This window comes from Novosphingobium decolorationis, from assembly GCF_018417475.1.
In the GTDB taxonomy this organism is placed as follows: Bacteria; Pseudomonadota; Alphaproteobacteria; order Sphingomonadales; family Sphingomonadaceae; genus Novosphingobium; species Novosphingobium decolorationis.
This window is the reverse complement of sequence record NZ_CP054856.1, coordinates 2,670,317-2,695,783: the sequence shown is the minus strand read 5'-3', so window position 1 is coordinate 2,695,783 and position 25,467 is coordinate 2,670,317. Positions and strand designations below refer to the sequence as shown.

At 65.8% G+C, this 25,467-nt stretch carries 24 protein-coding genes and 1 tRNA gene; 15 read left to right on the top strand and 10 right to left on the bottom strand.

All coding sequences use genetic code 11. From position 1 onward, the window contains the following. Nucleotide 1: 1 nt before the first annotated feature. Both gpmA and HT578_RS12535 read right to left on the bottom strand, forming a co-directional pair. Nucleotides 2–694: a 2,3-diphosphoglycerate-dependent phosphoglycerate mutase gene (gene gpmA / locus HT578_RS12540; RefSeq protein WP_213499833.1), complete on the bottom strand. Its 693-nt coding sequence runs from the start codon at nt 692–694 to the stop codon at nt 2–4. 87 nt (nt 695–781) lie between these two features. Beyond that, nucleotides 782–1,027 (bottom strand): hypothetical protein, encoded by a 246-nt coding sequence (locus HT578_RS12535; protein WP_239026273.1) that lies wholly within the window; start codon nt 1,025–1,027, stop codon nt 782–784. Between the two features lie 162 nt (nt 1,028–1,189). Between HT578_RS12535 and HT578_RS12530 the strand changes: the two genes are divergently transcribed. From HT578_RS12530 to HT578_RS12510, 5 genes are all read left to right on the top strand, one after another. Beyond that, nucleotides 1,190–1,264 (top strand) — tRNA-Thr (locus tag HT578_RS12530). Between the two features lie 206 nt (nt 1,265–1,470). Next, nucleotides 1,471–4,239, top strand: coding sequence for a TonB-dependent receptor (locus HT578_RS12525; protein ID WP_213499831.1), 2,769 nt, complete (start codon nt 1,471–1,473; stop codon nt 4,237–4,239). After that, entirely contained in the window at nt 4,239–5,345 is a 1,107-nt protein-coding gene (locus HT578_RS12520; RefSeq protein WP_213499829.1) for a phytase, read from the top strand. The genes HT578_RS12525 and HT578_RS12520 overlap by 1 nt, the downstream gene beginning before the upstream one ends. Before the next feature lie 66 nt (nt 5,346–5,411). Continuing rightward, nucleotides 5,412–6,035, top strand: coding sequence for a lytic transglycosylase domain-containing protein (locus tag HT578_RS12515; protein ID WP_213499827.1), 624 nt, complete (start codon nt 5,412–5,414; stop codon nt 6,033–6,035). 100 nt (nt 6,036–6,135) lie between these two features. Further along, a complete protein-coding gene (locus HT578_RS12510; RefSeq protein ID WP_213499825.1) occupies nt 6,136–6,471 on the top strand; it encodes a DUF2322 family protein in 336 nt (111 codons plus the stop codon). A gap of 199 nt (nt 6,472–6,670) precedes the next feature. Here HT578_RS12510 and HT578_RS12505 read toward each other — a convergent pair whose 3' ends face one another. Beyond that, the gene (locus tag HT578_RS12505) at nt 6,671–7,552 is read right to left on the bottom strand and encodes a UTP--glucose-1-phosphate uridylyltransferase (RefSeq protein ID WP_213499823.1); all 882 of its coding nucleotides are present in this window, start codon (nt 7,550–7,552) and stop codon (nt 6,671–6,673) included. Nucleotides 7,553–7,694: 142 nt separating this feature from the next. Between HT578_RS12505 and murA the strand changes: the two genes are divergently transcribed. Both murA and HT578_RS12495 read left to right on the top strand, forming a co-directional pair. Further along, nucleotides 7,695–8,978, top strand: a complete 1,284-nt coding sequence (gene murA, locus HT578_RS12500; protein ID WP_039390048.1) for a UDP-N-acetylglucosamine 1-carboxyvinyltransferase — start codon at nt 7,695–7,697, stop codon at nt 8,976–8,978. Between the two features lie 70 nt (nt 8,979–9,048). Next, on the top strand, nt 9,049–9,246 hold the full coding sequence (locus HT578_RS12495; RefSeq protein ID WP_039390049.1) for a hypothetical protein: 198 nt from the start codon (nt 9,049–9,051) through the stop codon (nt 9,244–9,246). Between the two features lie 249 nt (nt 9,247–9,495). On the opposite strand, the gene HT578_RS12490 is transcribed toward HT578_RS12495, so the two are convergent. After that, a complete protein-coding gene (locus HT578_RS12490) occupies nt 9,496–9,750 on the bottom strand; it encodes a ribbon-helix-helix domain-containing protein (RefSeq protein ID WP_039390051.1) in 255 nt (84 codons plus the stop codon). A gap of 123 nt (nt 9,751–9,873) precedes the next feature. Between HT578_RS12490 and HT578_RS12485 the strand changes: the two genes are divergently transcribed. Then, complete coding sequence (locus tag HT578_RS12485) at nt 9,874–10,647, top strand: helix-turn-helix domain-containing protein (protein WP_213499821.1); 774 nt, start codon at nt 9,874–9,876, stop codon at nt 10,645–10,647. 118 nt (nt 10,648–10,765) lie between these two features. Here HT578_RS12485 and phbB read toward each other — a convergent pair whose 3' ends face one another. Both phbB and HT578_RS12475 read right to left on the bottom strand, forming a co-directional pair. Continuing rightward, on the bottom strand, nt 10,766–11,488 hold the full coding sequence (gene phbB / locus HT578_RS12480) for an acetoacetyl-CoA reductase (protein WP_213499819.1): 723 nt from the start codon (nt 11,486–11,488) through the stop codon (nt 10,766–10,768). A 189-nt stretch (nt 11,489–11,677) separates the two neighbouring features. Further along, nucleotides 11,678–12,508 (bottom strand): cupin domain-containing protein, encoded by an 831-nt coding sequence (locus HT578_RS12475; protein ID WP_239026272.1) that lies wholly within the window; start codon nt 12,506–12,508, stop codon nt 11,678–11,680. Between the two features lie 321 nt (nt 12,509–12,829). Between HT578_RS12475 and HT578_RS12470 the strand changes: the two genes are divergently transcribed. From HT578_RS12470 to HT578_RS12450, 5 genes are all read left to right on the top strand, one after another. Next, on the top strand, nt 12,830–13,297 hold the full coding sequence (locus HT578_RS12470; RefSeq protein ID WP_084592006.1) for a DUF3576 domain-containing protein: 468 nt from the start codon (nt 12,830–12,832) through the stop codon (nt 13,295–13,297). Nucleotides 13,298–13,406: 109 nt separating this feature from the next. Next, a complete protein-coding gene (gene leuS / locus HT578_RS12465; protein ID WP_213499817.1) occupies nt 13,407–15,932 on the top strand; it encodes a leucine--tRNA ligase in 2,526 nt (841 codons plus the stop codon). Further along, entirely contained in the window at nt 15,929–16,438 is a 510-nt protein-coding gene (gene lptE, locus HT578_RS12460; protein ID WP_039390055.1) for an LPS assembly lipoprotein LptE, read from the top strand. The genes leuS and lptE overlap by 4 nt, the downstream gene beginning before the upstream one ends. Nucleotides 16,439–16,444: 6 nt before the next feature. Next, entirely contained in the window at nt 16,445–17,500 is a 1,056-nt protein-coding gene (holA, locus tag HT578_RS12455; RefSeq protein ID WP_039390058.1) for a DNA polymerase III subunit delta, read from the top strand. A 122-nt stretch (nt 17,501–17,622) separates the two neighbouring features. Next, nucleotides 17,623–19,023 (top strand): sugar transferase, encoded by a 1,401-nt coding sequence (locus HT578_RS12450; RefSeq protein WP_213499815.1) that lies wholly within the window; start codon nt 17,623–17,625, stop codon nt 19,021–19,023. A gap of 103 nt (nt 19,024–19,126) precedes the next feature. Here HT578_RS12450 and HT578_RS12445 read toward each other — a convergent pair whose 3' ends face one another. From HT578_RS12445 to HT578_RS12435, 3 genes are read right to left on the bottom strand one after another with little or no spacing between them, the layout of a single operon-like run. Beyond that, nucleotides 19,127–19,648, bottom strand: coding sequence for an LptA/OstA family protein (locus HT578_RS12445; RefSeq protein ID WP_213499813.1), 522 nt, complete (start codon nt 19,646–19,648; stop codon nt 19,127–19,129). Then, nucleotides 19,645–20,295 carry an LPS export ABC transporter periplasmic protein LptC gene (locus HT578_RS12440; RefSeq protein ID WP_213499811.1) on the bottom strand — a complete coding sequence of 217 codons (651 nt, stop codon included), beginning with the start codon at nt 20,293–20,295 and terminating at the stop codon, nt 19,645–19,647. The genes HT578_RS12445 and HT578_RS12440 overlap by 4 nt, the downstream gene beginning before the upstream one ends. A 21-nt stretch (nt 20,296–20,316) precedes the next feature. Further along, complete coding sequence (locus tag HT578_RS12435; protein WP_213499809.1) at nt 20,317–20,940, bottom strand: ribonuclease D; 624 nt, start codon at nt 20,938–20,940, stop codon at nt 20,317–20,319. Nucleotides 20,941–21,023: 83 nt separating this feature from the next. On the opposite strand from HT578_RS12435, the gene ung reads away from it, so the two are divergent. Together ung and HT578_RS12425 are read left to right on the top strand one after the other, a co-directional pair. After that, entirely contained in the window at nt 21,024–21,740 is a 717-nt protein-coding gene (ung, locus tag HT578_RS12430) for a uracil-DNA glycosylase (RefSeq protein ID WP_213499807.1), read from the top strand. 100 nt (nt 21,741–21,840) lie between these two features. Further along, nucleotides 21,841–23,385, top strand: a complete 1,545-nt coding sequence (locus HT578_RS12425; protein WP_213499805.1) for a catalase — start codon at nt 21,841–21,843, stop codon at nt 23,383–23,385. A gap of 158 nt (nt 23,386–23,543) precedes the next feature. On the opposite strand, the gene HT578_RS12420 is transcribed toward HT578_RS12425, so the two are convergent. Continuing rightward, nucleotides 23,544–25,421: a methyl-accepting chemotaxis protein gene (locus tag HT578_RS12420; RefSeq protein ID WP_213499802.1), complete on the bottom strand. Its 1,878-nt coding sequence runs from the start codon at nt 25,419–25,421 to the stop codon at nt 23,544–23,546. Nucleotides 25,422–25,467: the final 46 nt, after the last annotated feature.

Here is a 25,467-nt window from a genome sequence, read left to right as displayed (position 1 = left end):
CTCAACGCTCCGAGAGGTAGTAGCGGTCGAGAACCGCAAGGTCGGTGTCGAGGTCGTAGACGATCGGCTGGCCGGTCGGGATCTCGAGGCCGGTGATCTCTTCATCGGAGATGCCCGACAGATGCTTCACCAGCGCGCGCAGCGAGTTGCCGTGCGCGGAGACGATCACGCAGGCGTCCGCGCTCGTCTTGAGGTGCGGCACGATTGAGCTCTCGTAATAGGGCAGGACGCGCGCGATGGTGTCCTTGAGGCTCTCGGTCTGGGGCACGTCGATCCCGGCGTAGCGCGGGTCGGAGGCGAGGTCGAACTCGCTGCCGCGTTCGAGCACCGGCGGGGGCGTGTCGAAGCTGCGGCGCCAGATCTTGACCTGGTCCTCGCCGTGCTTCTCGGCGGTCTCGGCCTTGTTGAGGCCGGTGAGGCCGCCGTAGTGACGCTCGTTCAGGCGCCAGTCCTTGGTCTCCGGGATCCACAGGATGCCCGCCTCTTCCAGCGCGAAGTGCAGCGTCTTGATCGCGCGGGTCTGCAGCGAGGTGAACGCGACGGTAGGCAGGATACCCTTGTCCTTGAGCAGGCGCCCCGCCGCGCGGGCTTCGCCTTCGCCCTTCTCGGTAAGATCGACGTCCCACCAGCCGGTGAAGCGGTTTTCGAGGTTCCACTGGCTCTGGCCGTGGCGGACAAGGATCAGACGGGGCAAGGCAGGTATCCTTTGCTGGTATCGTCGCCCCGGTGGCATCCGGCTGATGCCCCGCGCGGGCAAGGCTACGGGTCTTGGCGCAAGCCCCTAGCTTTCCGGGGGCGGTTTGGGAAGCCTGCCTGATTCGTGTCCGGCGCGCGGAGAGGGCGAGTCGCTTGCCGATTCGCTGTCGGATCCGGCCGATTCGGGTATGGCAGTGGCGCGGGCCTGCGCCTTGCGGCGGCGCAGGTTCTCGCGCAGCTTGGCCGCGAGGCGTTCCTCGCGAGTCAGGTTCTTCCCCCCGGAAACCGCAGACTTGTCGGGCTTGGGAGAGGATTTGTCGGGACCGCTCATGGCCTGTGCAATGGCCCTGCGCACGAGAAAGTGCAAGCAGCGCTTGACAATTCATTCCGGCGCGACCAATAGCGCCCCCCTGTCCTCGGGACGCTTCACTTCTCCGCGAAGAGAGGCCCATTTCCAGGACGGCGCTTTGAAATTTTCAGCGCCCGGTTCGGCGCTGCTGTAGCTCAGTGGTAGAGCGCACCCTTGGTAAGGGTGAGGTCGGGAGTTCAATCCTCCCCAGCAGCACCATTCCTCCTTTTTCCAGATATATCTGTATGACGCATTGCAGCATCTGCAGTGCGTCTTTTTCCTGCCTGTTTCCCGCAGGTTGCTGTCATGCAAGTGTGTCGCACCTGTCATGGAACTGACAGAATAACAGCATTCGCCTGTCATATTGCGCGCTTAGGGGGCCCTTCAAACACGTTTGATCAGGGTACACAGGGGCTCTCTTCCTTATGAAAAATTCCGTCCGCATTCTTGCAGGGCTGCTCGCCACCGCCGCATTTCCGGCCATGGCCCACGCCGGCGAGGTCGCCGGTCACGTCTCGGACGCCACCGGCACCCGGGCGCTGCAGTCCGCGAGCGTGCGCATCGTCGAGCTCAACCGCATCGTCGAGACGAGCCGCGATGGCAGCTACATCTTCGGTGATGTGCCCGCCGGCGACTACACGCTCGAGGTGACCTATGTGGGCGCGATCGTCGAGACCAAGACCGTCTCGGTCCCCGCTACCGGCCGGGTCGAGGGCAACTTTGCGCTTGCCGGCATCGGCGGCGAGGCGATCCTGGTCGTCGGCCAGACCGCGAACCTTGCCAGCTCGCTCTCGCGCCAGAAGGCGGCGGACGGTGTCTCCTCGGTGCTGACGCGCGATGCCATCGGCCAGTTCCCCGACCAGAACGTCGCGGAATCGCTGCGCCGCCTGCCCGGCGTCAACATCCTCAACGACCAGGGCGAAGGGCGCTACGTCTCGGTGCGCGGCCTGGCTCCCGATCTCAACGCGACCTCGCTCAACGGCGTGCGCGTGCCTGCGCCTGAATCCGATTCGCGCGGCGTCGCGCTCGACGTGGTCTCCTCCGACCTCATCGAATCGGTCACCATCAAGAAGTCGCTGACCCCCGACATGGACGCCGACACCATCGGCGCCTCGATCGAGATCAAGACCACCAGCGCCTTCGACCTCAAGAAGCCGACCTTCACGGTCACCGCCGAGGGCAGCTACAACGACTATGCCGACACGGTCACCCCCAAGGGTGCGTTCAGCTTCTCGGCGCCTGTCGGCGACAGCTTCGGTATCTCGGGCGGCGTGAGCTACTACGAGCGCAAGTTCGAGACCGACAACGTCGAGTCCGACTTCTGGGACGAGGCCGACGGCGAGGCGTTCAGCCCGACGGTCGAGTACCGCGACTACGACGTGAAGCGTAAGCGCCTCAACGCCAACCTCAACTTCGACTGGCGCGCCTCGGACACCACCACCGCCTACATCAAGGGCGTGTGGAGCCAGTTCGACGACCACGAGTACCGCAACCGCACCACCTTCGACTTCGGCGAGGATCCGAGCGCCTTCGGTGCGAACGGCCCAAGCTTCAGCGACGAGGACGGCGAGATCACCGTCGAGCGCGATCTCAAGGACCGCTTCGAGCGCCAGCGTATCCGCACCGTTGCCCTGGGCAGCGACACCGACACCGGCACCTGGAAGTTCAACTGGGTTGCCAGCTGGTCGAAGTCCACCGAACTGGAGAACAACTCGGTCGACCCGATCCGCTTCAAGCGCGATTTCGAAGGCGATGGCCTGACCATCGATTGGGACTACTCGGATCCGCGCGTGCCGACTTACACCGCCTCGAGCGGTGCGGCGCTGCTCAACGATCCGGACTCCTATGAATTCGACAAGATCGACCACACCACCCTCTCGGACAGCCAGGACGAGGAATGGGCGATCAAGGCCGACCTTGCGCGCACCTTCGCGATGGGCACCGGCGACCTGACCCTGCAGGCAGGCGGCAAGGCGCGCTGGCGCACGAAGTCCTATGACTTCAATGTCACCACCTACAAGGACGGCGACATTCCCTACACGATGGACGGCTGGACGGGCGAGCAGACCTATCGCCTCGCCGACATCGACCTGGGCCCCGTCAGCTACAAGGGTGCGGGCAAGGACTTCCTCGCGCAGTACGGCGACACGCTGGAAATCGACACCTACGGCTCGGCCTACGACTCGGCGGTCAGCGATTACCGCGTGAAGGAAGACATCTACGCCGGTTATGCACTTGCCCGCTGGGACTCGAGCGACCTGCGCGTGGTGGGCGGCGTGCGCATGGAGCACACGAAGAACACGCTTGAAGGCAGCACCGTCACGGACGACGAGGACAACTTCGAGCTGCCTCCGGTCGAAGCCCTGCGCTACAAGCGCAGCTATACCGACTGGCTGCCCAGCCTGACCTTGCGCTACTCGCCGCAGGACAACATCGTGGCGCGTATTGCCGGCTCGAAGAGCCTCGTGCGCCCCAAGTTCTCCGAGCTGGCTCCGCGCAACATCGTCAACGAGGACAACGAGGCCGAGTTCGGCAACCCCGACCTTCAGCCCTTCATGTCGTGGAACTTCGATGCGGGCGTGGAGTACTACTTCTCCTCGAACGGCGCGCTGACCTTCAACGGCTTCTACAAGTCGATCGACAACTACACCTACACGCAGACCTTCGACGACTACACCTACGAGGGCCGCACCTACGACGAGTTCCGCACCGCGCTCAACGGCGAGACCGCCGAGATCGTGGGCTTCGAGGCCAGCTACAGCCAGGCTTTCTCGATGCTGCCCGCGCCTTTCGACGGCCTGCTGACCCAGGTCAACTACACCTACACCCACTCGAAGGGTGAGCTGGCCGATGGGCGTTCGATCTCGCTGCCGAGCACCTCGAAGAACACCTTCAACGCGGTGCTGGGCTACCAGAAGGGCCCGCTCAACCTGCGCTTCTCGGGCACCTACCGCGATCGCTACCTCGACGAGGTGGGCGACGACGTGACCGAGGACCGCTACGTCGACAACCACTTCCAGCTCGACTTCTCGGGCAAGGTGCGTGTCACCGAGAACGTGCGCCTCACGCTCGACGTCATCAACATCAACAACGCCAAGTACTTCGCCTACCAGAACCTTGCCGGCGCGCAGCGCCTGCTGCAGTTCGAGAAGTATGGTCCCACGGTGAAGTTCGGTGCACGGGTGAACTTCTGATGAGAACATCTTTCACGACTCTCAGCATGATCGTGAAGCAGGGGTCGGGCGCATTGCTCCCGGCCCTTCTGCTTGGCGCCTGTGCGACCACCCCCGAGGAACCGGCCGTGCGGCTCCCCGCCGTCGAGGTGCCCGCTAGCGGCGAGACGAAGCCGGTGGGCACGGTCAACGACGATGCGGCCGATGACCCGGCCATCTGGCGCAACCGGGGCGATCCGGCCGCAAGTCTGGTGCTGGGCACCGACAAGAAGGCGGGTCTCTACGTCTATGGGCTGGACGGCGAGGTGCGCGATTTTGCCGCTGCGGGCCGCCTCAACAACGTCGACCTGCGCGAGGTCACTCTGGCTTCGGGGCAGACGGCGGTGCTGGTGGCCGCCAGCGACCGGGGCGATGAGGCCGAGCCGCGCATCGCGCTGTTCTGGCTCGATACGGCGACCGGCAAACTGCGCGACCTGGGAACGCAGAGCTTCCTTGCATCGGGGCACCGCGCGATGGAGGCCTATGGCTTCTGCATGGGCGCGCCGCTGGGCGAGGGGGAACTGGCCCGCGCCTACGTCGTGATGAAGGACGGGACCGTGGCCGAGAGCGCGCTCACCGAGGCGGATGGTCGTATCCGCGCCGCCTTCACGCGCGAGGTCAAGGTCGCGACGCAGGCCGAGGGCTGCGTGATCGACGATGCCACCCATACGCTCTACCTCGCCGAGGAGGACGTGGGGATCTGGCAGGTCGCGCTTGGCGCGGCCACGCTCGTGCCCGAGGCGCTGGCGAAAGTCGGGGCCAGGGACGGTCTTGTCGACGATGTCGAGGGCCTGGCCCTGGCGCGCGGCGAGGACGGTAAGGCCTGGCTCATCGCCTCCAGCCAGGGCGACAGCGCCTATGCGGTCTTCACGCTGCCCGATGGCGTCTACGCCGGGCGCTTCCGCATCAACGGCGGTGAACTTGGCGGCACCAGTGAGACCGACGGGATCGAAGTTGCGCTGGGTGACTTCGGCCCGAAGTATCCGGGCGGCCTGTTCATGGCGCAGGACGGCGACAACGCGCCCCATGCCCAGAACTTCAAGCTGGTCGCCTGGGACGCCATTCGCGCGGCGCTGAAGCTCGACTGACGGCGCGCGGCGGGTGGGCTGCAAAGAGCCTGTCCGCCGCCGCGTTCCTGGAGTAAGGAACAGGGCATGAAACACGGGTGGGCACGGCATCGCGGCAAGCGATTCGCACTGGTGGCAGGCGCCACCGGTCTTGCTGTGTTCAGTGCGCTTCCCGCGCAGGCCGACGTGCTCGAGGTCGGGCAGTCGGGCGCACAGTGGGTGGCAGGTGGCCCGCAGCCGAACGCCGAGCCGGATCTGGCCCTGGACGAGGGCGCGCTCGCCATCGACCAGGCTTCGCTCACACAGGCGCTCGATGCGGCCGGGCCTGAACGCTGGCGCGCGCATGTCGCGCAGCTTGCGGCCAAGTACGACATCAGCCCTGCGCTTCTCGAAGCCGTGGTCTGGCAGGAAAGCCGCTGGAACGAGGGGGCCCGCTCGCACGCGGGTGCACGCGGCCTTGCCCAGCTCATGCCGGGGACCGCGCAGCAGATGGGCGTCGATGCCGACAACCCGCACGCGAACCTGGAGGGCGGCGCGCGCTATCTGCGCGAGCAGCTCGACACCTTCGGCGGGGATATCGAGAAGGCGCTTGCGGCCTACAACGCAGGCCCCCGGCGGGTGGCGCAGGCGGGTGGCATTCCCCGCATCCGCGAGACCCAGGCCTATGTCGCCGCGATCATGGGGCGCCTCGCCGATCCGGTTCGCAAGTAACCGTCTGGCGCGAAGCTGGCCGCCAAGGATGGTCGGCGGGGCAGGGCGCTGCTACGGGCGCGGCCTTGAACCCTGACGAATTCTTGCGGAAAGGCCGCCGATGATTACCCCCACCGACACCTTCAAGGACAACCTCGCCCAGCTTCCCTCGATCGAGGGCGTGGAGCGCATCGACTTCGTCGATGGGACCGGGACCGTGCTCGACACGATCCCCAATGCGCCCGGCAAGAAGGGCTCGCTGGCGCTTTACCAGTATCTCCAGCAGGAATTTGGGACGCTTGATGCCAAGGCCGCGGACCATGGCCTCGCCATCTTCGCCGAGATGGTCGAGGACGCCCAGGCCAATCCGGGTGCGCACCCTAACATCGACCGCCTCGTGGCCATCGTCAACGGCGCCGCGCCGCTTGGGATCAAGGTCATTCCGGCTTCTGAGTAAGGTTCCATTTCAAGGGGCCATTGCCCCTTGACCCCAGAACGGGCGACCTCACCTTCCCCAGCCAGCTGGGCGGGAGAAAGATGCGGCAGCCAGTTCGGGGGCCCGAGGGCGATGGCCCTCGGATATCTCTGTCTGGCACATCAAAAAAGGGCGCTGTTCGTGTGAACAGCGCCCTTTTTTGCAGCAAGGTCCGGGCCAATCAGCCCAGGATGCGCTTGGCCATCGCGCGAACGTCCTCGCCCATGTCCTCGCGGTCGAGAGCAATCGAGAGCGTCGCTTCGACGAAGCCCAGCTTCGAGCCGCAGTCGAAGCGCTGGCCCTCGAAGGTGACGGCGTGGAAGGGCTGGGTGTCGATCAGCTTGGCCATCGAGTCGGTCAGCTGGATTTCGCCGCCCGCGCCCTTGTCCTGGCTGGCGAGCAGGCCCATGACTTCGGGCTGGAGGATGTAGCGGCCCGAGACGATCTTGTTGGAGGGCGCGTCTTCCACCTTGGGCTTCTCGACGAGGCCCTTCACTTCGGTCAGCTTTCCATTCACCGCACCGGGCTTGATGACGCCGTAGCTGGAAACCTCGTTCTCGGGCACTTCCAGCACCGAAACCAGGTTGCCGCCGACTTCGTTGTAGGCCTCGATCATCTGGGCCATGCAGCCCGGCGAGCCGTACATGAGTTCGTCGGGCAGGAAGATCGCGAAGGGTTCATCGCCGGTGACCGCGCGGGCGCACCAGACCGCGTGGCCCAGGCCCAGCGGCACCTGCTGGCGCACGGTGACGAGGTTGCCGGGCTTCATGCGCGTGGGCTCGAGCGGTTCGAGTGATTTACCACGACCGCTCATCGTGGCTTCGAGTTCATAGGCCGTATCGAAGTGCTCGACAATCGCGGTCTTGCCGCGACCAGTCACGAATACGAATTCCTCGATACCCGCTTCGCGCGCTTCGTCGACCGCATACTGAATAAGCGGGCGATCTACGACGGGGAGAAGCTCTTTTGGAATGGCTTTAGTTGCGGGGAGGAAGCGGGTTCCAAGTCCGGCCACCGGGAATACGGCTTTGCGGACTGGCTTTCGGAAGTTGTTGGCAGTCATGGACCTCGCAGTACCCTTCAGATGTTGCAAAGCAATTAAAGCGTTTTCGGCGCTGCAGTGCAACCAAGCCCTTCCACAAACACATGAAGCGGCCAATGGTTGCGCGCTTGCTGGCGCGCCAAATCACGCTAAATGGGTGGGGATGGACAAGATCGTTATTCAAGGCGGCAAACGCCTTTCCGGCACTATTCCCGTTTCCGGCGCCAAGAACGCAGCGCTCACGCTGCTGCCCTGCGCCCTCCTGACCGAGGAGCCGCTGACGCTGCGCAATCTGCCGCGTCTCGCGGACATCGACGGCTTCCAGCACCTGATGAACCAGTTCGGCATCTCGACGGCCATCGCGGGCTCGCGGCCGGAGGATTTCGGCCGGGTGATGACCCTGCAGGCCACCCGTATCACCAGCACGGTTGCCCCCTACGATCTGGTCCGCAAGATGCGCGCCTCGATCCTGGTGCTCGGCCCGATGCTGGCGCGCATGGGCGAGGCGACTGTCTCGCTGCCCGGTGGCTGCGCCATCGGCAACCGCCCGATCGACCTGCATTTGAAGGCGCTCGAAGCGCTCGGCGCGCAGATCGAGATGGCGGCGGGCTACGTGAAGGCGATTGCACCCGAGGGCGGCCTTCCGGGCGGACGCTTCTCGTTCCCGGTGGTCTCGGTCGGCGCGACCGAGAACGCGCTGATGGCTGCGGTCCTGTGCAAGGGCAAGTCGACGCTCCACAACGCCGCGCGCGAACCGGAAATCGTCGACCTGTGCAATCTGCTCACCGCGATGGGCGCCCGGATCGAGGGCATCGGCACGTCGGACCTTACCATCCATGGCGTGCCGCGCCTGCATGGGGCGACCTACATGGTCATGCCCGACCGCATCGAGGCGGGGTCCTATGCCTGCGCGGCGGCGATCACGGGCGGCGAGGTCCTCCTCAAGGGCGCGCGGATCGAGGATATGGAAGCAACCGTGCAGGCGCTGCGCGATGCGGGCGTGCTTGTCGAGCCGCGTGAGGACGGCCTCTACGTCGCGGCCAATGGCCCCTTGCGTCCGGTTACGCTCTCGACCGCCCCGTTCCCGGGCTTTGCCACCGACATGCAGGCCCAGCTCATGGCGCTTCTGTGCAAGGCGGAAGGCTCCAGCGTTCTGACCGAGACGATCTTCGAGAACCGCTACATGCACGTGCCCGAGCTCAACCGCATGGGCGCGCATATCGAGACCAAGGGCCGCACGGCCATCGTCCATGGCGTCGACACGCTGACCGGCGCCGAGGTCATGGCGACGGACCTGCGCGCCTCGATGAGTCTTGTGATCGCGGGGCTGGCCGCCGAGGGCGAGACCCAGGTGCACCGCCTCTACCACCTCGACCGCGGATACGAGCGTCTGGAAGAGAAACTGGCGCTGCTCGGCGCACAGATTGAACGTATCGGCGCCGATTGAGGAACCGCACGGGCCCCTTGTGCATTTTCCCATCAAACGCCCGCAAGGGCGCCTGAGAGGAGATTGGACAATGGGCCTTATGCGAATGGCCGCGCTCGGTGCGGCAGGCTACGCGTTCTACAAGTACACGCAGAAGGACAAGGGCGAGACGCCCAAGGTCCGCGATGCCGGTGCCGCGAACATGGAAACCACGCCCAGGACGTGGTCCAAGACCGACGAAGCGCTCGACGAGACCTTCCCGGCCAGCGACGCGGTCGCCAACTACTGATTACACGTGCATGTCCCTGATGCAGCGTACCCGAGGGGCGGGGCCGAAAGGCTGTCCGCCCCTTTCCCGTTGGGGCGTTGGAAGGCGAAGAGAGAAGGAAAGCCGGATTCAAGGGGCCATTGCCCGTTGACCCCGGAACTATCTACTTCACCGCTCCCAGCCAAGGGTGCGCGCGGAAGGTGAACTGGACAGTTCCGGGAGCCCGAGGGCGATGGCCCTCGGAACTATTCTTCTGATTCCCGTGTCTCCTCACTCTTCAAGCGGGGTCACCGAACTTGCAAAGCGCAGCATCAGCCAGACGCGGATCGCGCTGGCAAGGCCGGGAGGCACTTCGGCCTGCGCGCGTTCGAGGTCGATGCGCGCGACAAGCGCGTTGATCGGCACGCGCTCTTCCTCGGCGGCCGAGACCAGCGCGTCCCAGAACACCGGTTCCAGGCTGATCGAGGTCTTGTGTCCGGCGATTTCCACCGAGCGTTTGACGGGCGGGTGAAAGGGGGAGACCATCCCCCTGCAATAGGGGCACGCCCCCGGGCCGCCTACGATTTTTTTGGGGTGCCCTGTATGCGGTTCGCTCCCTAGGCTTTGCGGGGCAAGTGATTGCGATTACGCGTGGAGACAGATGGGATCATGGCAGAAGGGGACCTTCAGGACGGGTACGCGGCCCTCACTGAGCGGGAGAAGGAAACGCTGCGGCTGATGGCGCGCGGGCATGACGCCAAGTCGCTGGCGCGCCACTTCGAATTGTCGGTCCACACGATTCACGAGCGCCTGCGCAACGCGCGTCGCAAGATGGCGGTCTCGAGCAGCCGGGAGGCCGCCCGTCTGCTCCTGGATCGCGAAGAGGGGCTGGGAGCGGACTCGACCCCCAAATTGCAAGGGGACACGGAAATGGGGGCTGCGCCCGGCCCGGATCGCACAGCAGACCGGGAGGAGCCGAAACGCGCTTCGAAGACCCGGTCCCTTCTTGTCTGGGCGCTCGGTGGAGTCCTTGCCATGTCGTTTGCCCTTGTTGCCGCTCTTCTGATGCTGTCCCCGTCCGCCTCCCTTCAATCCGCACCCGAGGCGCACGGCGTGGAGAGCGCGCCGGTCGCCTCGGCGCGCGCCTGGCTGCACCTTGTCGACGAAGGCGAATGGGAAAAGAGCTGGGCCGAAACCGGAGAGGCCTTCCAGGCTCAGAATACGGCCGCGCGCTGGGCAAGCCTTGCGGGCCAGGTGCGCCCGCCGCTCGGCGAGGTCGTCACCCGCCGCCTGCTGGGCGAAGAGGCCGTGCCCGGCCCGCCGAGCGGGCTCAAGGTGGTCAAGTTCCAGAGCGCGTTCGCCCATAAGGCGAACGTGATCGAGACCGTCTCGCTCAGCCCGGAAGAGGGGCGCTGGAAGGTGGTTGGATACTGGATGTCCTGAGTCCAGGTCGGGGAAAGAGGATTGCCGAGGGCCATCGCCCACGGGCTCCCCATCCCGGCAACCTCACCTTCCGCGCGCCGCCTTGGCTGAGAAAGGTGAGGTCGCCCGTCCTGGTGTTTTAGTACATGTGCTGGCCGCCGTTGATCGACAGCGTCGAGCCGGTCACGAACTCGGCGTTTTCCGAGCACAGGAATGCAACGCCGCGGGCAATCTCGTAGGCGTGGCCGAGGCGGCCGACCGGGATCTTGGCGACGATCTTTTCCAGCACCGGTGCGGGCACGGCGGCGACCATGTCGGTGTCGATGTAGCCCGGCGCAATCGCGTTGACGGTGACACCGTACTTGGCGCCTTCCTGGGCGAGCGCCTTGGTGAAGCCATGGATGCCCGACTTGGCCGCGGCGTAGTTGACCTGGCCGTACTGGCCGGCCTGGCCGTTGATCGAGCCGATGTTGACGATGCGGCCCCACTTGCGCTCGCGCATGCCGGGGAAGGTGGCCTTGGCCATGTTGAAACACCCGCCGAGGTTGATGCGCATCACCTCGTTCCAGTCCTCGAAGCTCATCTTGTGGAGCACGCCGTCGCGGGTGATACCCGCGTTGTTGACGACGATGTCGACCGGACCGACTTCCTCGGCGACCCGGGCCACGCCTTCGAGCGTCGCTTCGTGGTCGCCCACGTCCCACTTGTAGGCAGGGATTCCCGTCTTGTCGGTAAAGGCCTTGGCCTTTTCATCGTTGCCTGCGTAGCTCGCAACAACCTTGTGGCCCCTGTCCTGCAGAGCCAGGGAAATAGCCTCTCCGATACCGCGGGTGCCGCCAGTAACAATCGCAACGCGTGCCATATTCAGCCTTTCGCTTTCGTGTGCATCCACCAAGCACATTGCTAAGAAAGGAATAGGAATGCGGCAAGCTCAGTGTGGCGATATTTGCATTCGCCCTGGCGAATTAAGGGTGCGACAAGTGCAACTGCGCTTGCGTGCCTGCGAATTACAGGCAGCTAGCGGTCACATTTCAACAATTTAGCAATAGTGTCAGAAGCTGAACTGGGTTCCGACATAGACCGCCTGGCTGTCCTGGCGGCCATCGGTGAGCGGCTGCAGGCGTTCCCGGTCCTGCGAGTAACGCACGCCCGCCGTGACGTTGAGGTTCTTGGCCACGCGGTAGGCGCCGCCCAGGTCCACCTCGCCTTCGATCCCCGCGAAGGTGCGGGGGGCACGCCCCGCCGCGCGCTTCTCGTCGATCGAGATGCGGGGGGTGAAGCGCGATTCCTTTTCCTCCCTGGTGCCCGGCGTCAGGCTGTAGGACTGGAGGTCGGGCAGGGCGGCCACGGAGCGCTTCTCCGAAGGCTTGACGAGGTCCTGTGCAAAGTTCTGGTACCCGCGCGACGTACCCAGGCTGAACGAACTGGCGGCGATCTGCGGATTGGCGGCTGCGCGCGGGCTTTCCGCCTTGGGCGCTTGATAGCGTCCGCGCACGATGATCGCCTTGGCCGCGACCGGATCGTCGCGCACGACCACCAGCACCGAGCGTTCGGGGCGATGCGGGGTACCGGCCGGGGTGAAGGCGAATTCGCCGCCCTTGGCGAGCGAGCGCATGGCAACCGCGCGCGAGAGCGTTTCGCCCGAGGCCTGCGATTCCAGCGAGCCCAGGCTTTCGCCTTGCGGATCCTCGCCATGGAACGACGCGGAAAAGGCCATGACTGCGCTGGGCAGCGCGAGCAGACCGACCGATCCTGCCAGCAGGGCACCGGCTCGCACACCGCCGCGCGAAGCGGCCGGGGCTTCTGTCGGGGGTGGAGCAGGGGTCTGCGCGGTCACGTCGAGGCACTCCCGTGTGGTGGCCAGCGCACTGGCCATGATCATGGCGTCTTGGTCTTGCACGATTCTTCTTAACACAGTCTGAGCCGGAAGGGGAAATGGTGATCGCACCGGCGTGGCTCAAGAGGGAGGCCAAGGCCGAGGACAGGCCACCATTCATCGCGGGTTTACCTGCCAGCGGCTCTACAGGGCGCCAGATCCAGGCTCGCCCACGGCCTGGGCTGTCCCGTTTGCGGCAGCATCAAAGGCAAGGGCGCTCTTGCTCCGAGGCAATGGCGGTTATAGAGGCAATGCAACATGTCGGGGACCGCAGGGCCAACCTCTGGGCCGATCCCTGCCGACACAGACCAGGAACCGGGAAGTAAAATGACAGGCAGCACTGAATTCGGCCTTTTCGCCCCGCGCAAGACGATGACCGCCGCGGTATGCGTGGTCGCGGCCCTCGCGCTGGCCGGCTGTGGCGGCAAGAAGAATGACGTGTCGGGCGCGCTGGCGCCCTCGCATGTCACCACCATCGGCGTGAACAGCTACCTGTGGCGCGCGAGCCTCGATGCGCTCTCGTTCATGCCGCTGGTCCAGTCCGACAGCAATGGCGGCGTGATCATCACCGACTGGTACGTGAACCCGGACAAGCCGAGCGAGCGCGTGAAGGTCTCGGTCACCATCCTCGACCAGGACCTGCGCGCCGATGCGCTGCGCGTCTCGGCCGCCCGCCAGATCCGCGAAGGCGACGCCTGGGTGGGGGCTCCGGTCCAGGCCGCGACCGTCCAGAAGCTGGAAAACGTGATCCTGACCCGTGCGCGTGACCTGCGCCGCGATTCGGTCGGCGGCTGATCCGGCCCTTCGCCGACCCAACCCGAATTTCGAAAGGTCCCCTGCGTGGGGGCCTCCCCCATGAAAGAACGCAAGGGCCGCAAGGGTCCTTGCAGGAGACCAGACTGAAATGACCGAGCGGTTCGACCCGGCGCAGGCGGATGTCCGCTGGCAGGCAGCGTGGGACGAAGCCCAGTGCTTCAAGGCGGACGACACCTCGACGAAGCCGCGTAGCTACGTCCTGGAGATGTTCCCCTATCCCTCGGGCCGCATCCATATCGGTCACGTGCGCAACTACACCATGGGCGACGTCCTGGCGCGCTACAAGCGCATGCGCGGCCACGAGGTGCTCCACCCGATGGGCTGGGACGCCTTCGGTATGCCGGCTGAGAACGCGGCCATGGAAAAGGGCGTCCATCCGGGCGGCTGGACGCGCGACAACATCGCCAACATGAAGGCGCAGCTGAAGCGCCTGGGTTTCGCGCTCGACTGGTCGCGCGAACTCGCCACCTGCGAGCCGGACTACTACGGCCATGAGCAGGCGCTGTTCCTCGACATGTACGCGCACGGCCTTGTCTATCGCAAGGAATCGGCGGTGAACTGGGACCCGGTCGACATGACCGTGCTCGCCAACGAGCAGGTCATCGACGGGCGCGGCTGGCGTTCGGGCGCGCTGGTCGAGAAGCGCAAGCTGAACCAGTGGTTCCTCAAGATCACCGACTTCGCCGATGAACTGCTCGAGGGGCTGGGCAGCCTCGACAAGTGGCCCGAAAAGGTCCGCACGATGCAGGAGAACTGGATCGGCAAGTCGCAAGGCCTGCAGTTCAGCTTCGACCTTTCGGACGGCGGCAGCGTCGAAGTCTATTCGACCCGTCCCGACACGATCTTCGGCGCGAGCTTCGTGGCTGTTGCCGCCGATCACCCGATTGCGCAGGGCGTGGCGAAGGACAGTGCCGAGGCGCAGGACTTCATCGCCGAGTGCAAGCGCGGGGGCACCACCGCGGCCGAGCTCGAAACCGCCGAGAAGCTGGGCTTCGACACCGGCATTACCGCGAAGCACCCCTTTACCGGCGCCGAGCTTCCGGTCTTCATCGCCAACTTCGTGCTGATGGACTACGGCACCGGCGCGGTCATGGCCGTTCCGGGCCACGACCAGCGCGACTTCGAGTTCGCGACCAAGTACGAACTGCCCATCCTGCGCGTTGTCGCGGCCAAGGCTGAGGATGCCGATGCGCCCTTCGCGGGCGAGGCGGAAGCCGGGGACGGCGTGCTCGTCCACTCCGATTTCCTGAACGGCATGAGCGTGGCCGAGGCCAAGGCCGAAGTCATCCGCCGTGCCCAGGACGGCGGCTGGGGCGAAGGCAAGACGGTGTGGCGCCTGCGCGACTGGGGCATCTCGCGCCAGCGCTACTGGGGCACGCCGATCCCGTTCATCCACTGCGAGGTGTGCGGTGTGGTGCCGGTGCCCAAGAAGCACCTGCCCGTAACGCTGCCCGAAGACGTCGATTTCCAGACGCCGGGCAACCCGCTCGAACGGCATCCGACCTGGAAGCATGTCGACTGCCCGCAGTGCGGCCATGCGGCGCGCCGCGAGACCGACACGCTCGACACCTTTGCCGACAGCTCGTGGTACTTCCTGCGCTTTGCCAGCCAGCCCGGCGACAAGCCTTTCGACAAGGAGGCCATCGCCAAGTGGCTCCCGGTCGAGCAGTACATCGGCGGCATCGAGCACGCGATCCTGCACTTGCTCTACGCCCGCTTCTGGACCCGCGCGCTGGCCCGCATCGGCCTTGTCGACGTGAAGGAGCCGTTTGCGAGCCTGTTCACGCAAGGCATGGTCACGCACGAGGTCTACTCGCGCAAGGAAGGCGGACGCGACGTCTACTTCGCGCCCTCCGAGATCAATGTGGGGCAAGAGGGTGACAAGCGCGTCGCGACGCTCAAGGCCGACGGTTCGGCCATCGAGGTCGGCAAGGTCATCAAGATGTCGAAGTCGAAGAAGAACGTGGTCGATCCCGACGAGATCGTCGCGACCTACGGCGCCGACGCGATCCGCTGGTTCATGCTGTCCGACAGCCCGCCCGAGCGCGACCTGCCCTGGTCGGAAGCCGGGATCGAAGGCTGCGCACGCTTCGTGCAGCGTCTGTGGAGGCTCTTTGCCCAGTTCGACGCTTCGGCGGAAGGCGAGGACAAGGCGCTCGACCGCAAGCTGCACCAGACGATTGCGGCGGTGGCCGAGGACATCGAATCGCTCGGCTTCAACAAGGCCGTCGCGCGCATCTACGAGCTGACCGGCGCGGTCGAGAAGGCCAAGCCTTCGGCAAGCCGCTCCACCGCGATCCGCGAACTCCTGCTGCTGATCGCGCCGATGATGCCGCACCTGGCCGAGGAAGCCTACGCCACGTTCGGCAAGGGTCTCGTCGCCGAGGCGCTGTGGCCCGAAGTCGATCCGGCGCTGCTGGTCGAGGACGAGGTCACCATCGCGGTCCAGGTCAAGGGCAAGCTGCGCGACACGCTGACGGTTGCCAAGGGCGCGTCGAAGGAAGACCTCGAGGCGCTTGCGCTGGCCAGCGAGAAGGTCCAGCGTGCGATCGATGGCGCTGAAATTCGCAAGGTAATCGTCGTGCCCGATCGTCTGGTCAATATCGTCGCGTGAGGTCCCTTCGCGCCTTTGCGGCCGCGCTTGCGCTGGCCGTTCCGCTGGCTGGATGCGGCCTCTCGCCGATGTACGCGGGCGGTGGCAGCGGCGAAGTCGCGCGCGGCCTCTCCGACATCCAGGTCGCCGCGATCGAGGGGCGCGCGGGCTGGCTCGTGCGCAACGCGCTGATCGACAAGATGGGCGAGCCGCCGGCCGGCACCACGCCGCGCTACCGGCTTGACGTGCGCCTTGACGACCAGCTCGAAGGCTTCGGCCTCCTTTCGGATGACACCATCGGGCGCGAACGGCGCACGCTGCGTGCGCGCTTCCAGCTTGTTGATACGGCCAGCGATGAGATCGTCGTCGACGCGACGGCGGGCTCGGATGCGGGTATCGACGTGGTCTCGTCCGACTACGCCACCATCGCCGCGGAACAGCGCGCGCTGGAGAACCTGGCCAAGGACGTCGCCGACCGTATCGTGACCAATCTCGCGCTGCGCCTGCGCGACGATGCACGTCCCTAAGGTCCCGTGAAGGCCACCCAGAAGGACTTCGCCTCGGTCGCGGCCCGGGTCGCGCGTGAGGCCCGGCTGTTCTTCCTGTGTGGGCCCGACGAATCGGGCGCGAGCGATGCGGCCGCGAAGATCGTCTCGCTTCTGGACGACCCGGGCGAACGTATCGAGATGAGCGGAGCGGAACTGCGCCGCGATCCGGTGCGCCTGGGTGACGAGGCCCGCTCGACCTCGCTGTTCGGCGGCACCCGCCACATCTACGTGCGCGCGCAGGGCGACGAAGCACACGATGCGGTCAAGACCCTGATCGAGAACGAGGTCGAGGGCTGCCCGGTCCTGATCGTGGCGACCGGCGCGACCGACAAGTCGCGCACGGCCAAGCTGCTTTCCGGGCGCGGCGATGCGCTGGTGGGCATGTTCTATCCGCCCGATCTCGCCTCGGTGACCGCCACGGTGCGCACGCTGGCCAACGGGGCGGGGCTCAAGATGGGGAGCGAGGTTGCCCAGCGCATTGCCCGTGCGGCAGGGCTCGACACGCGGCTTGCGCGTTCCGAGGTCGAGAAGCTGGCGCTCTATCTGGATGCCGTGCCCGAGGCTCCGCAGGCGGTGACGATGGAGGCCCTCGATGCGATCGGCGCCTCGACCGAGGACGATGCCTTCGGTCCGCTCGTCGATACGATCCTGGGGGGGAAGCGCGAGCTTCTCGCCTCCGAACTCAAGCGCATGCACGACCTGCAGATCAATCCGGTGGGACTGTTGCTGGCCTTGGAGCGGCGTGTGGCTCAACTGGCCGCTCTCAATGCCCAATTGGGAACGAACGGCGACGTCGGCGCTTTACTCGAAGCCGAAGCCAAGGCGCGTCGGGTATTCTGGAAAGACAAACCGGCCCTGGCGCAGCAATTGCGGGTCTGGCGCGGCCCGCGTCTCGACCGTCTCGTGTCGCGTCTTGTTGCACTGCACCAGAGTCTCCTGTCCAATAGTCAGGATTCGGAGCTCTTGTTGGCCGATGGTCTCGTGCGAATTGCTCGAATGGCGATAGGATCTACAAAACAACGCGCAAGCAGAACCGTCTAAGGTTTTTCGATTGCTACTTGGTGGCCATGGGGACTATACGTATTGCACTGCAGCATTACCGTCTTCGAACTAACGCAGGGGGGCAGGGCAAGGTGAAGCTGGCTGTCGGGAGTGCCGAATCCATGAATGCGCCGTTCGCGCCACGTGCCGTGCTCAATACTTCGCCGGAGCAAGGGGTTAGCCCCGTTGCACCGGCTCTCGTGCGTCGGCGTTTGCAGTGTTACCTGGGCATCATGCTCGGCGATATGCTGGCGATCGCGATCGGTTTCGCGGTGATCGGCTGGGCGATTCACGGCCAGCTCGGGTTCTCGCGGGCGCTCGTCTACGGACAGCTGGTCCTTCCCATCTTCCTGACGCTGGCCCTCTACAACGGCAGCTATTCCCTCACCACGCTGCGTAACGCCTGGTCCGGGGTAGCCCGCACGATGATGGCGATGACGCTGTCGGTCGCGGTCGCGGTTTTCGTGCAGTTCCTTATCCGTCCCTCCGGTGAACTGCCCCGTCTTGCCTTTGTCCTGGGGTCGGTCACGGCGATGATCCTGATGGCCATTTCGCGCCGTCAGATGCGGGCGCTTGTCCGCTGGCGCTGCGGGGCCCAGGTGCTCAACGAACTGGTCATCGACGATGGCGGCCCCAAGGTCGATTTCCCCGGGGCCATTCGCGTTTCGGCCGCTGCAATGGGGCTGCGTCCCGATCTCAAGGACCCCGATGCGCTTGACCGCTTCGGTCTGGTGCTGCGCAATATCGACCGCGTGATTGTAAGCTGCCCGGTCGGCCGCCGCGCGGAATGGGCGATGATGCTCAAGGGCGCCAACGTCGATGGTGAAGTGCTGGACGATGTTGTTGTGCGGCTCGGCGCGCAGGGGGCCCGAGTCTCGGGCCAGCATGGCCTCCTCCTGGTTTCGGCAGGGCCGCTGGGGCTTCGCGAGCGGGCGATCAAGCGCATGTTCGACCTTGCCTTCGCGGGCAGCGCCATCCTTGCGCTCTCGCCGCTTCTGATCGTGATCGCGCTGGCCGTGAAGTTCTACGACGGGGGCTCGGTGCTCTTCGTCCAGCGGCGCATGGGGCGCGGCAACCGCTTCTTCAACATGTACAAGTTCCGTTCGATGACCGAGGCCTTGTGCGATGCCGATGGCAACCAGTCGGCCTCGAAGAATGACCAGCGCATCACGCCGGTCGGCAAGTTCATCCGCAAGACCAGCATCGACGAGTTGCCCCAGCTCTTCAACGTGCTCCTGGGCGACATGAGCCTCGTCGGCCCGCGTCCGCACGCCACGGGATCGCTGGCGGGCGACAAGCTGTTCTGGGAGGTGGACCTGCGCTACTGGCAGCGGCACAGCCTCAAGCCGGGCCTGTCGGGCCTTGCGCAGGTGCGCGGCTATCGCGGCGCGACCGACAAGGAATCGGATCTGGTCAACCGCCTGCAGTCGGATCTGGAATACCTCGAAGGTTGGACGATCATGCGCGATGTGCAGATCATCTTCCTGACCTTGCGCGTCCTGGTCCACGACCGCGCGTTCTGAGCGCCAGCCAAGCCAGGCACGAAAAAGCCCGCCCGGTCCAATGACCCGGCGGGCTTTTTCGTGCCTGTGTCGGCGAGGGTGCCGGCGAAGGTGCCGGCCAGGATCAGTTGGAGGATTTGGGTACGTTGAAGGTGCCCTTGACGCGCCCGCCCGAGGCCGAGGAGACGCCGGTCTTGAGATCGACCACGAAACGACCGCCGCGCAGCGTATCGGTGCTGCCGCGTTTGAGCGAGGCGTTGCCGACCATGGTGATGATGCGTTTGTTGAAGTCGTAGACGGCCACGTCGCCGGTGGCGACTTCGTCGCGCCGGGTCACACGTACACCGCCGGTTGCGGTGATGCGCTGGACCTCGAGGCGGTCGGCGTTGGTGAAATTGACCACGGTGCGCGCGGCCTTCAGCGTCAGGCCGGCCTGGCGGATGTCGACATTGCCGGTGAGCACGACGCGGTCCTCCCGGTCCTGCAGCTCGATCTTGTCGGCCGAGAAGTCGACAGGGGCGTCGGTGTTGTGGCCTTCGAGGGCCTGCGCCCCGATCCGCTGGGAGGCGACAAGGCCGCCAGTTGCCAGGAGCGCGAGGGCAAGGGCCGAACGCAGCGCAAGGGAGGGCAGGCGAACGGACGTCATTGGGGTATCTCCAGCTTGCTGCCGGGGGTCATCCGCAGCTTGGCATTGCCTTCAAGGGTTACGGTGCGCGCTTCGAGGTCGGCCTGCATGGTCTCGGCCTTGAAGGTGCCGCTGGGCACCCGACCTTCGACGCCGCCGGAGCCATGGGCGAGCTTGGATGCGATATCGACCGAGACGTTGTTCGCGGTCATGTGGTAGCCATCGCTCGCGGCGAAATCGACAGGTCCATCGACGTCGAGCAGGTCCTCGTCGTAGTTGTAGCGCCCGCGCGGGGCGACGATCTTGCCGGGCCCGTCGCTGAGTGCAAGCTGGGCGGCGAGGTCGAACATCTCGACGATGGGACTGGCCGCGCTTTCCTGAACGGCCGTGCCTGCCGTGACGGTGAAGGCGCGCCCCCGGTCGTCTTTGCCGCTGTAGGCGGCGTCGTCGACCGAGAGGCGGTTTTCGGTGACCTCGACCTTGTTGCGATCAAGCAGGAAGCTGACTTCGCCGCGCGGGCTGAGGGGCACGAGGATCATCACCGCAGCGACCACGCCGATCGCGGCCGGCAGGGCCTTTATCAGGAAACCCACCAGGCGGTCGTGCGAGCCGCCGGGCGCGGCAAGGTGCCGGCGGCGGTTGCGGATCTGTCTGGCTTCCTCAGACATGGGCGCGTGGTTCCTGCAGCGTCAGGCCGCTTGGTGGCTGAAAATGTCGTGGTCAGGCCACCCGGCGAGGTCGAGACGCGCGCGGGCGGGAAGGAAATCGAAGCAGGCCTGGGCCATCTCGGTGCGGCCCTCGCGGGCGAGGCGCTCGACCAGGATGGTGTGCATCGCGTGGAGGTGACGAACGTCGGAGGCTGCATATTCCTTCTGCGGGTCGGACAGGTCCGGCGCACCCCAGTCGCTCGACTGCTGCTGCTTGGACACTTCCTTGCCGAGAAGTTCGCGCACCAGGTCCTTGAGGCCGTGGCGGTCGGTGTAGGTGCGCACCAGCTTGCTCGCGATCTTGGTGCAGAACACAGGCGCAGCCATCACGCCCATGTAGTGCTCCATCGCGGCGAGGTCGAAGCGCGCGAAATGGTAGAGCTTGAGGCGCGCCGGATCGGCCAGCACCGCCTTCAGGTTGGGCGCGGCATAGTCGCTGCCCGGCGCGAAGCGGACGAGATGCTCATCGCCTCCGCCATCGGAAATCTGGACCACGCACAGGCGGTCGCGGCGGGTGATGAGTCCCATCGTCTCGGTGTCGACGGCAACGGGCCCCGGCGCCAGGACGCCCTCGGGGAGATCTTCTTCGTGGAGATAGACAGCCATGATGCGAAAGTGCTTAGGGATTGCCGGTCGGTTGCGCAATGGGCGCAAGCCCACCTTGTTGCCGGGCGCGGAGGAAATTTGCGATGAGCGGATCGGACAGCCACGCCGGTGCCGAAGGCGCCGAGGCGGTGCCGGAAAGCTGGCGCGCCGCGCTTGCCCCGGTTCTGGAAGCTCCCGAGGCGCGCCGTCTGGGCGCCTGGCTGCATGCCGAGGAGGCGGGTGGCAAGACCATCTATCCCCCGCGCGGCAGCCGCCTGCGCGCATTGGAACTGACCCCGCTCGATGCGGTCAAGGTCGTGATCCTGGGGCAGGACCCTTATCACGGTCCGGGACAGGCGCACGGGCTGGCCTTTTCGGTGCAGAGGGGCGTGCGCGTGCCCCCCTCGCTGGTCAACATCTACAAGGAACTGGCTAGCGACTGCGGTGTGACGGCGCCCGGGCACGGCAACCTTGAAGGCTGGGCTCGCCAGGGTGTGCTGCTCCTCAACAACGCCCTGACGGTCGAGGCGGGGCAGGCCGGTTCGCACCAGAAGCGGGGTTGGGAGGCGATCACCGATGCCGCCGTGGCCGCGGTTGCGGGGCGGCGCGAGCCGTGCGTGTTCCTGCTGTGGGGTTCGCATGCGCAGAAGAAGGCGCAGCGGGTGCCGGGGCTCATGCAAAGTCAGCACCTCATCCTGCAGGCGCCGCATCCCAGTCCGCTCTCGGCGCACCGCGGGTTCCTGGGATGCGGGCATTTCAGCCGTACCAACGCCTTTCTGGAAGAGAACGGGCGTCAGCCGATCGATTGGGGCTGCGTCTGATAGACACAGCCGATCAGGCTGATCGCAAGCCCTGCGGCAACCACTTGCGGGCCTGACGCATTCTTCTTGGCGAACCCCCAATCGCCGAGAGGACCCATCCATGGCCGACAAGCCCACCCTGACCACCAGCGCCGGTGCCCCTGTTCCTTCCAACGAGAACTCGCTGACCGCGGGCACGCGCGGGCCGGTGCTGATGCAGGACTACCAGCTCCTGGAGAAGCTCGCCCACCAGAACCGCGAGCGCATCCCCGAGCGCACTGTCCACGCCAAGGGCTGGGGCCTGCAGGGCACTTTCACGGTGACCAAGGACATCACGAAGTACACCTGCGCGAAGATGTTTTCCGAGGTGGGAAAGCAGACCGAGGTGCTTTCACGCTGGTCGACCGTCGCGGGTGAGGCGGGCGCGGCCGATGCCGAACGCGACGTGCGCGGCTTCTCCCTCAAGTTCTACACCGAGGACGGCAACTGGGACATGGTGGGCAACAACACGCCGGTCTTCTTCGTGCGCGATGCCTACAAGTTCCCGGACTTCATCCACACGCAGAAGCGCCATCCGCGCACCAACCTGCGCAGCCCCGAGGCCATGTTCGACTTCTGGGCCGCCCAGCCCGAGAGCGTGCACCAGGTGACGATCCTGATGTCGGACCGCGGCATCCCCAAGAACCCGATGCACATGAACGGCTATGGCAGCCACACCTTCTCGATGTGGAACGCGGCTGGCGAACGCTTCTGGGTGAAGTTCCACTTCAAGACCCAGCAGGGACACAAGTTCTACACCAACGCCGAGGCCGAGAAGCTGATCGGAAAGACGCGCGAATCCTATCAGGAGGACCTCTACAACGCGGTCGAGAAGGGCGAGTACCCCAAGTGGACGCTCTACATCCAGGTCATGCCCGAGGAAGACGCGCTCAAGACGCCCTACAACCCCTTCGACCTCACCAAGGTCTGGCCCCACGGCGACTACCCGCTGATCGAGGTGGGCGTCCTGGAGATGAACCAGAACCCGGACAACTACTTCCAGATGGTCGAGAACGCGGCGTTCAGCCCCTCGAACATCGTGCCGGGGATCTCGTTCTCGCCCGACAAGATGCTGCAGGCACGCGTGTTCTCCTATGCCGATGCGCACCGCTACCGCCTTGGCACGCACTACGAGGCGCTGCCCGCCAACGCCGCCAAGGCCGCCAAGGTGAATCATTATCACAAGGACGGCGCGATGCGCTTCTTCACCAACGACTTCGGCAACCCGGACGCCTACTACGAGCCCAACCAGTACGATGGGCCGGTCGCCGATGCGGGCGCGCAGGAGCCGCCGCTGCGGATCGACGGGGACATGGATCGCTATGGCAACCCGCAGGAGATGGACGACTTCACGCAGCCCCGCGCGCTCTATGAGATGTTCACCGACGAGCAGAAGCAGCGCCTCTACACCAACTACGCGCAGGCCATGGGGCCGTGCTCGAAGGGCGTGAAGGAACGCTGGTTCGCGGTCCTGGAGAAGGTCCACCCCGACTATGCGGCCGGCGTGCGCAAGGCCTGCGAGGAACTCGACAGCGACGTGAACGCAGTGCCGATCACGAGCGAGACCGCGACCGACGCCGAAGAGGTGAATACGGCGCCCGACACCGTGAAGGCGCACGCGGAGTAAGCGACGAAGTAGAATTCTTATCTTAAGGGGCCATCGCCCCTTGACCCCGGAATCGGCAACCTCACCTTTCTCAGCCAATCTGGCGTGCGCAAGGTGAGGTCGACCGTTCGGGGAGCCCGAGGGCGATGGCCCTCGGATATCTCTTTCTTTCTGGCCGCTCAGGCCGCCGCGCTGGTCCGCCGCAAGGGCTCGCCCTGTCCCGCGATCTCGGGGCGGTCCTCGCGCATGCGGGTGCGGAAGCCCGCCATGAGTTCGCTGAGGCCGCGCGCTTCGCTTTCCAGGCTTCGGGTCGCGGCGGTCGTTTCCTCGACCATGGCCGCGTTCTGCTGGGTCATGCGGTCCATTTCGCCGACCGAGGTGTTGACCTGATCGAGGTCGCTCGCCTGCTGGCGCGCCGAGGTGGCCATCTGCGCGATGAAGCTGCGCAGTTCGCTCACTTGCGCCAGGATGGCCTCGAGCCGGGTGCCGGTCTCGCCGACCAGCTCGACGCCGCCTTCCACTTGCGCGCTGCTCTTGGTGATGAGCTCCTTGATCTGGTGCGCCGCGTCGGCCGAACGCTGGGCGAGATCGCGCACCTCGTTGGCGACGACCGCGAAGCCCTTGCCCGCATCGCCTGCGCGCGCGGCTTCGACCCCGGCGTTGAGGGCCAGGAGATTGGTCTGGAAGGCAATACCATCAATGAGGTCGATGATGGTCGAAATCTCGCGGGCCGAGGTCTCGATGGCGGACATCGCGGAGACGGCGGCGCGGACCACTTCGCCGCCTTCGCTGGCCTCGTCGTGGGCCGTGGTGATGGCCTCCTGCGCCTGGGCGGCGGTGCCTGCCGATTCGCGGATGCGGTCGGTCACTTGCGCCATGGCCGCGGCGGTTTCCTCCAGGCTCGCGGCCTGCTGCTGGTTGCGCTGGGCAAGGTCGTCCGAGCCCGCGCGAATCTCCGAGATCGCGTTCATCACGCTGGAGGCCCCGACGCGCACGGTGCCCATGGCCTTGCACAGTGCGGAGACGGCCTCGTTGAAGTTCGTGCGCAGCGCCTCGTAGCTTTCCGGGAAGGGTTCGGTGATGCGGTATTCGAGGTCCTTGCCCGCAAGCTTGTGGAGGCCGACCGAGACATTCTCGACCACGCGCCGCTGTTCCTCGTCCGCGCTGGCCTTCTCGATCCCGGCGCGGCGGAAGACGTCCATCGAGCGGGCCATCGTACCGAACTCGTCGCGCCGCTCGGTGCCTTCGATGACGATGTCGAAGTCGCCTGAGGCGAGGTGTCCGAAGCTGCGGCTGGCGTTCTCCAGAGGGGTGACGATCCTACGGTCGATCAGCCGGGCGGCATAGGGGATGGCGGCCGCCAGCAGCAGCGCTATGAGAGCGCTGGCCAGCAGGCAGGCGGCGGTGATCCAGGTGTCGGTGCGCATCTCGGCCGTGGTGAAGGCGCGCGAGAGGGCGACGAGCTTGAGCACTTCGTGGCGTTGGCGGTCGTAGATGGGGGAGAGTTCGCGCTCCTGGATCCAGTACATGGCATCCCGGTCGCGGCCCTTGGCGGCCTTGGCGAACTTGCCATCGACGATGCGCCAGAAATGGTCCGCGACCCGGATCACGCGGGCCAGCTGGTCGCGCACTTCGGGAGGCACCTCGTTCTCCTGCCAATAGGCCTGGCGTTCGCGGAATTCGCCTTCGAGGCGCTCCAGCTCGTCAAGGACGAGCGGGGCTTTCCCCGGGTTGGCGGTGGCCTGTGTGACCTGGAGGTAGGGTTCGACGACAAAGGCCGGCGGGGGCAGGATGTCGGCCAGCATCTCGTTCTGGAGGGCGTGCTTGCGCTCGATCGGACCGCCAAAGCGGATCATGTAGACGGCAAGGCCGGTCAGCAGCACGGCGAGCGCAACGAGCGTGGTGAGCCCGCGTCCGGCCTTCCGGGTCTGGTCCTTGATCACCGTCTCGCTCCATCCCTTCTGCGCATCCCGGCGCGCGTCCTTGCAGGCGGCCCGTGGCCGGGCTGCCGCGAAGAGGAGGTAACGGCGCACGGTGAAATGGGCGCCAAGGCGCACCTAGGCGACTTTGCGGGGGAGCCGGGCAGGAACCGGCAAGATGCCA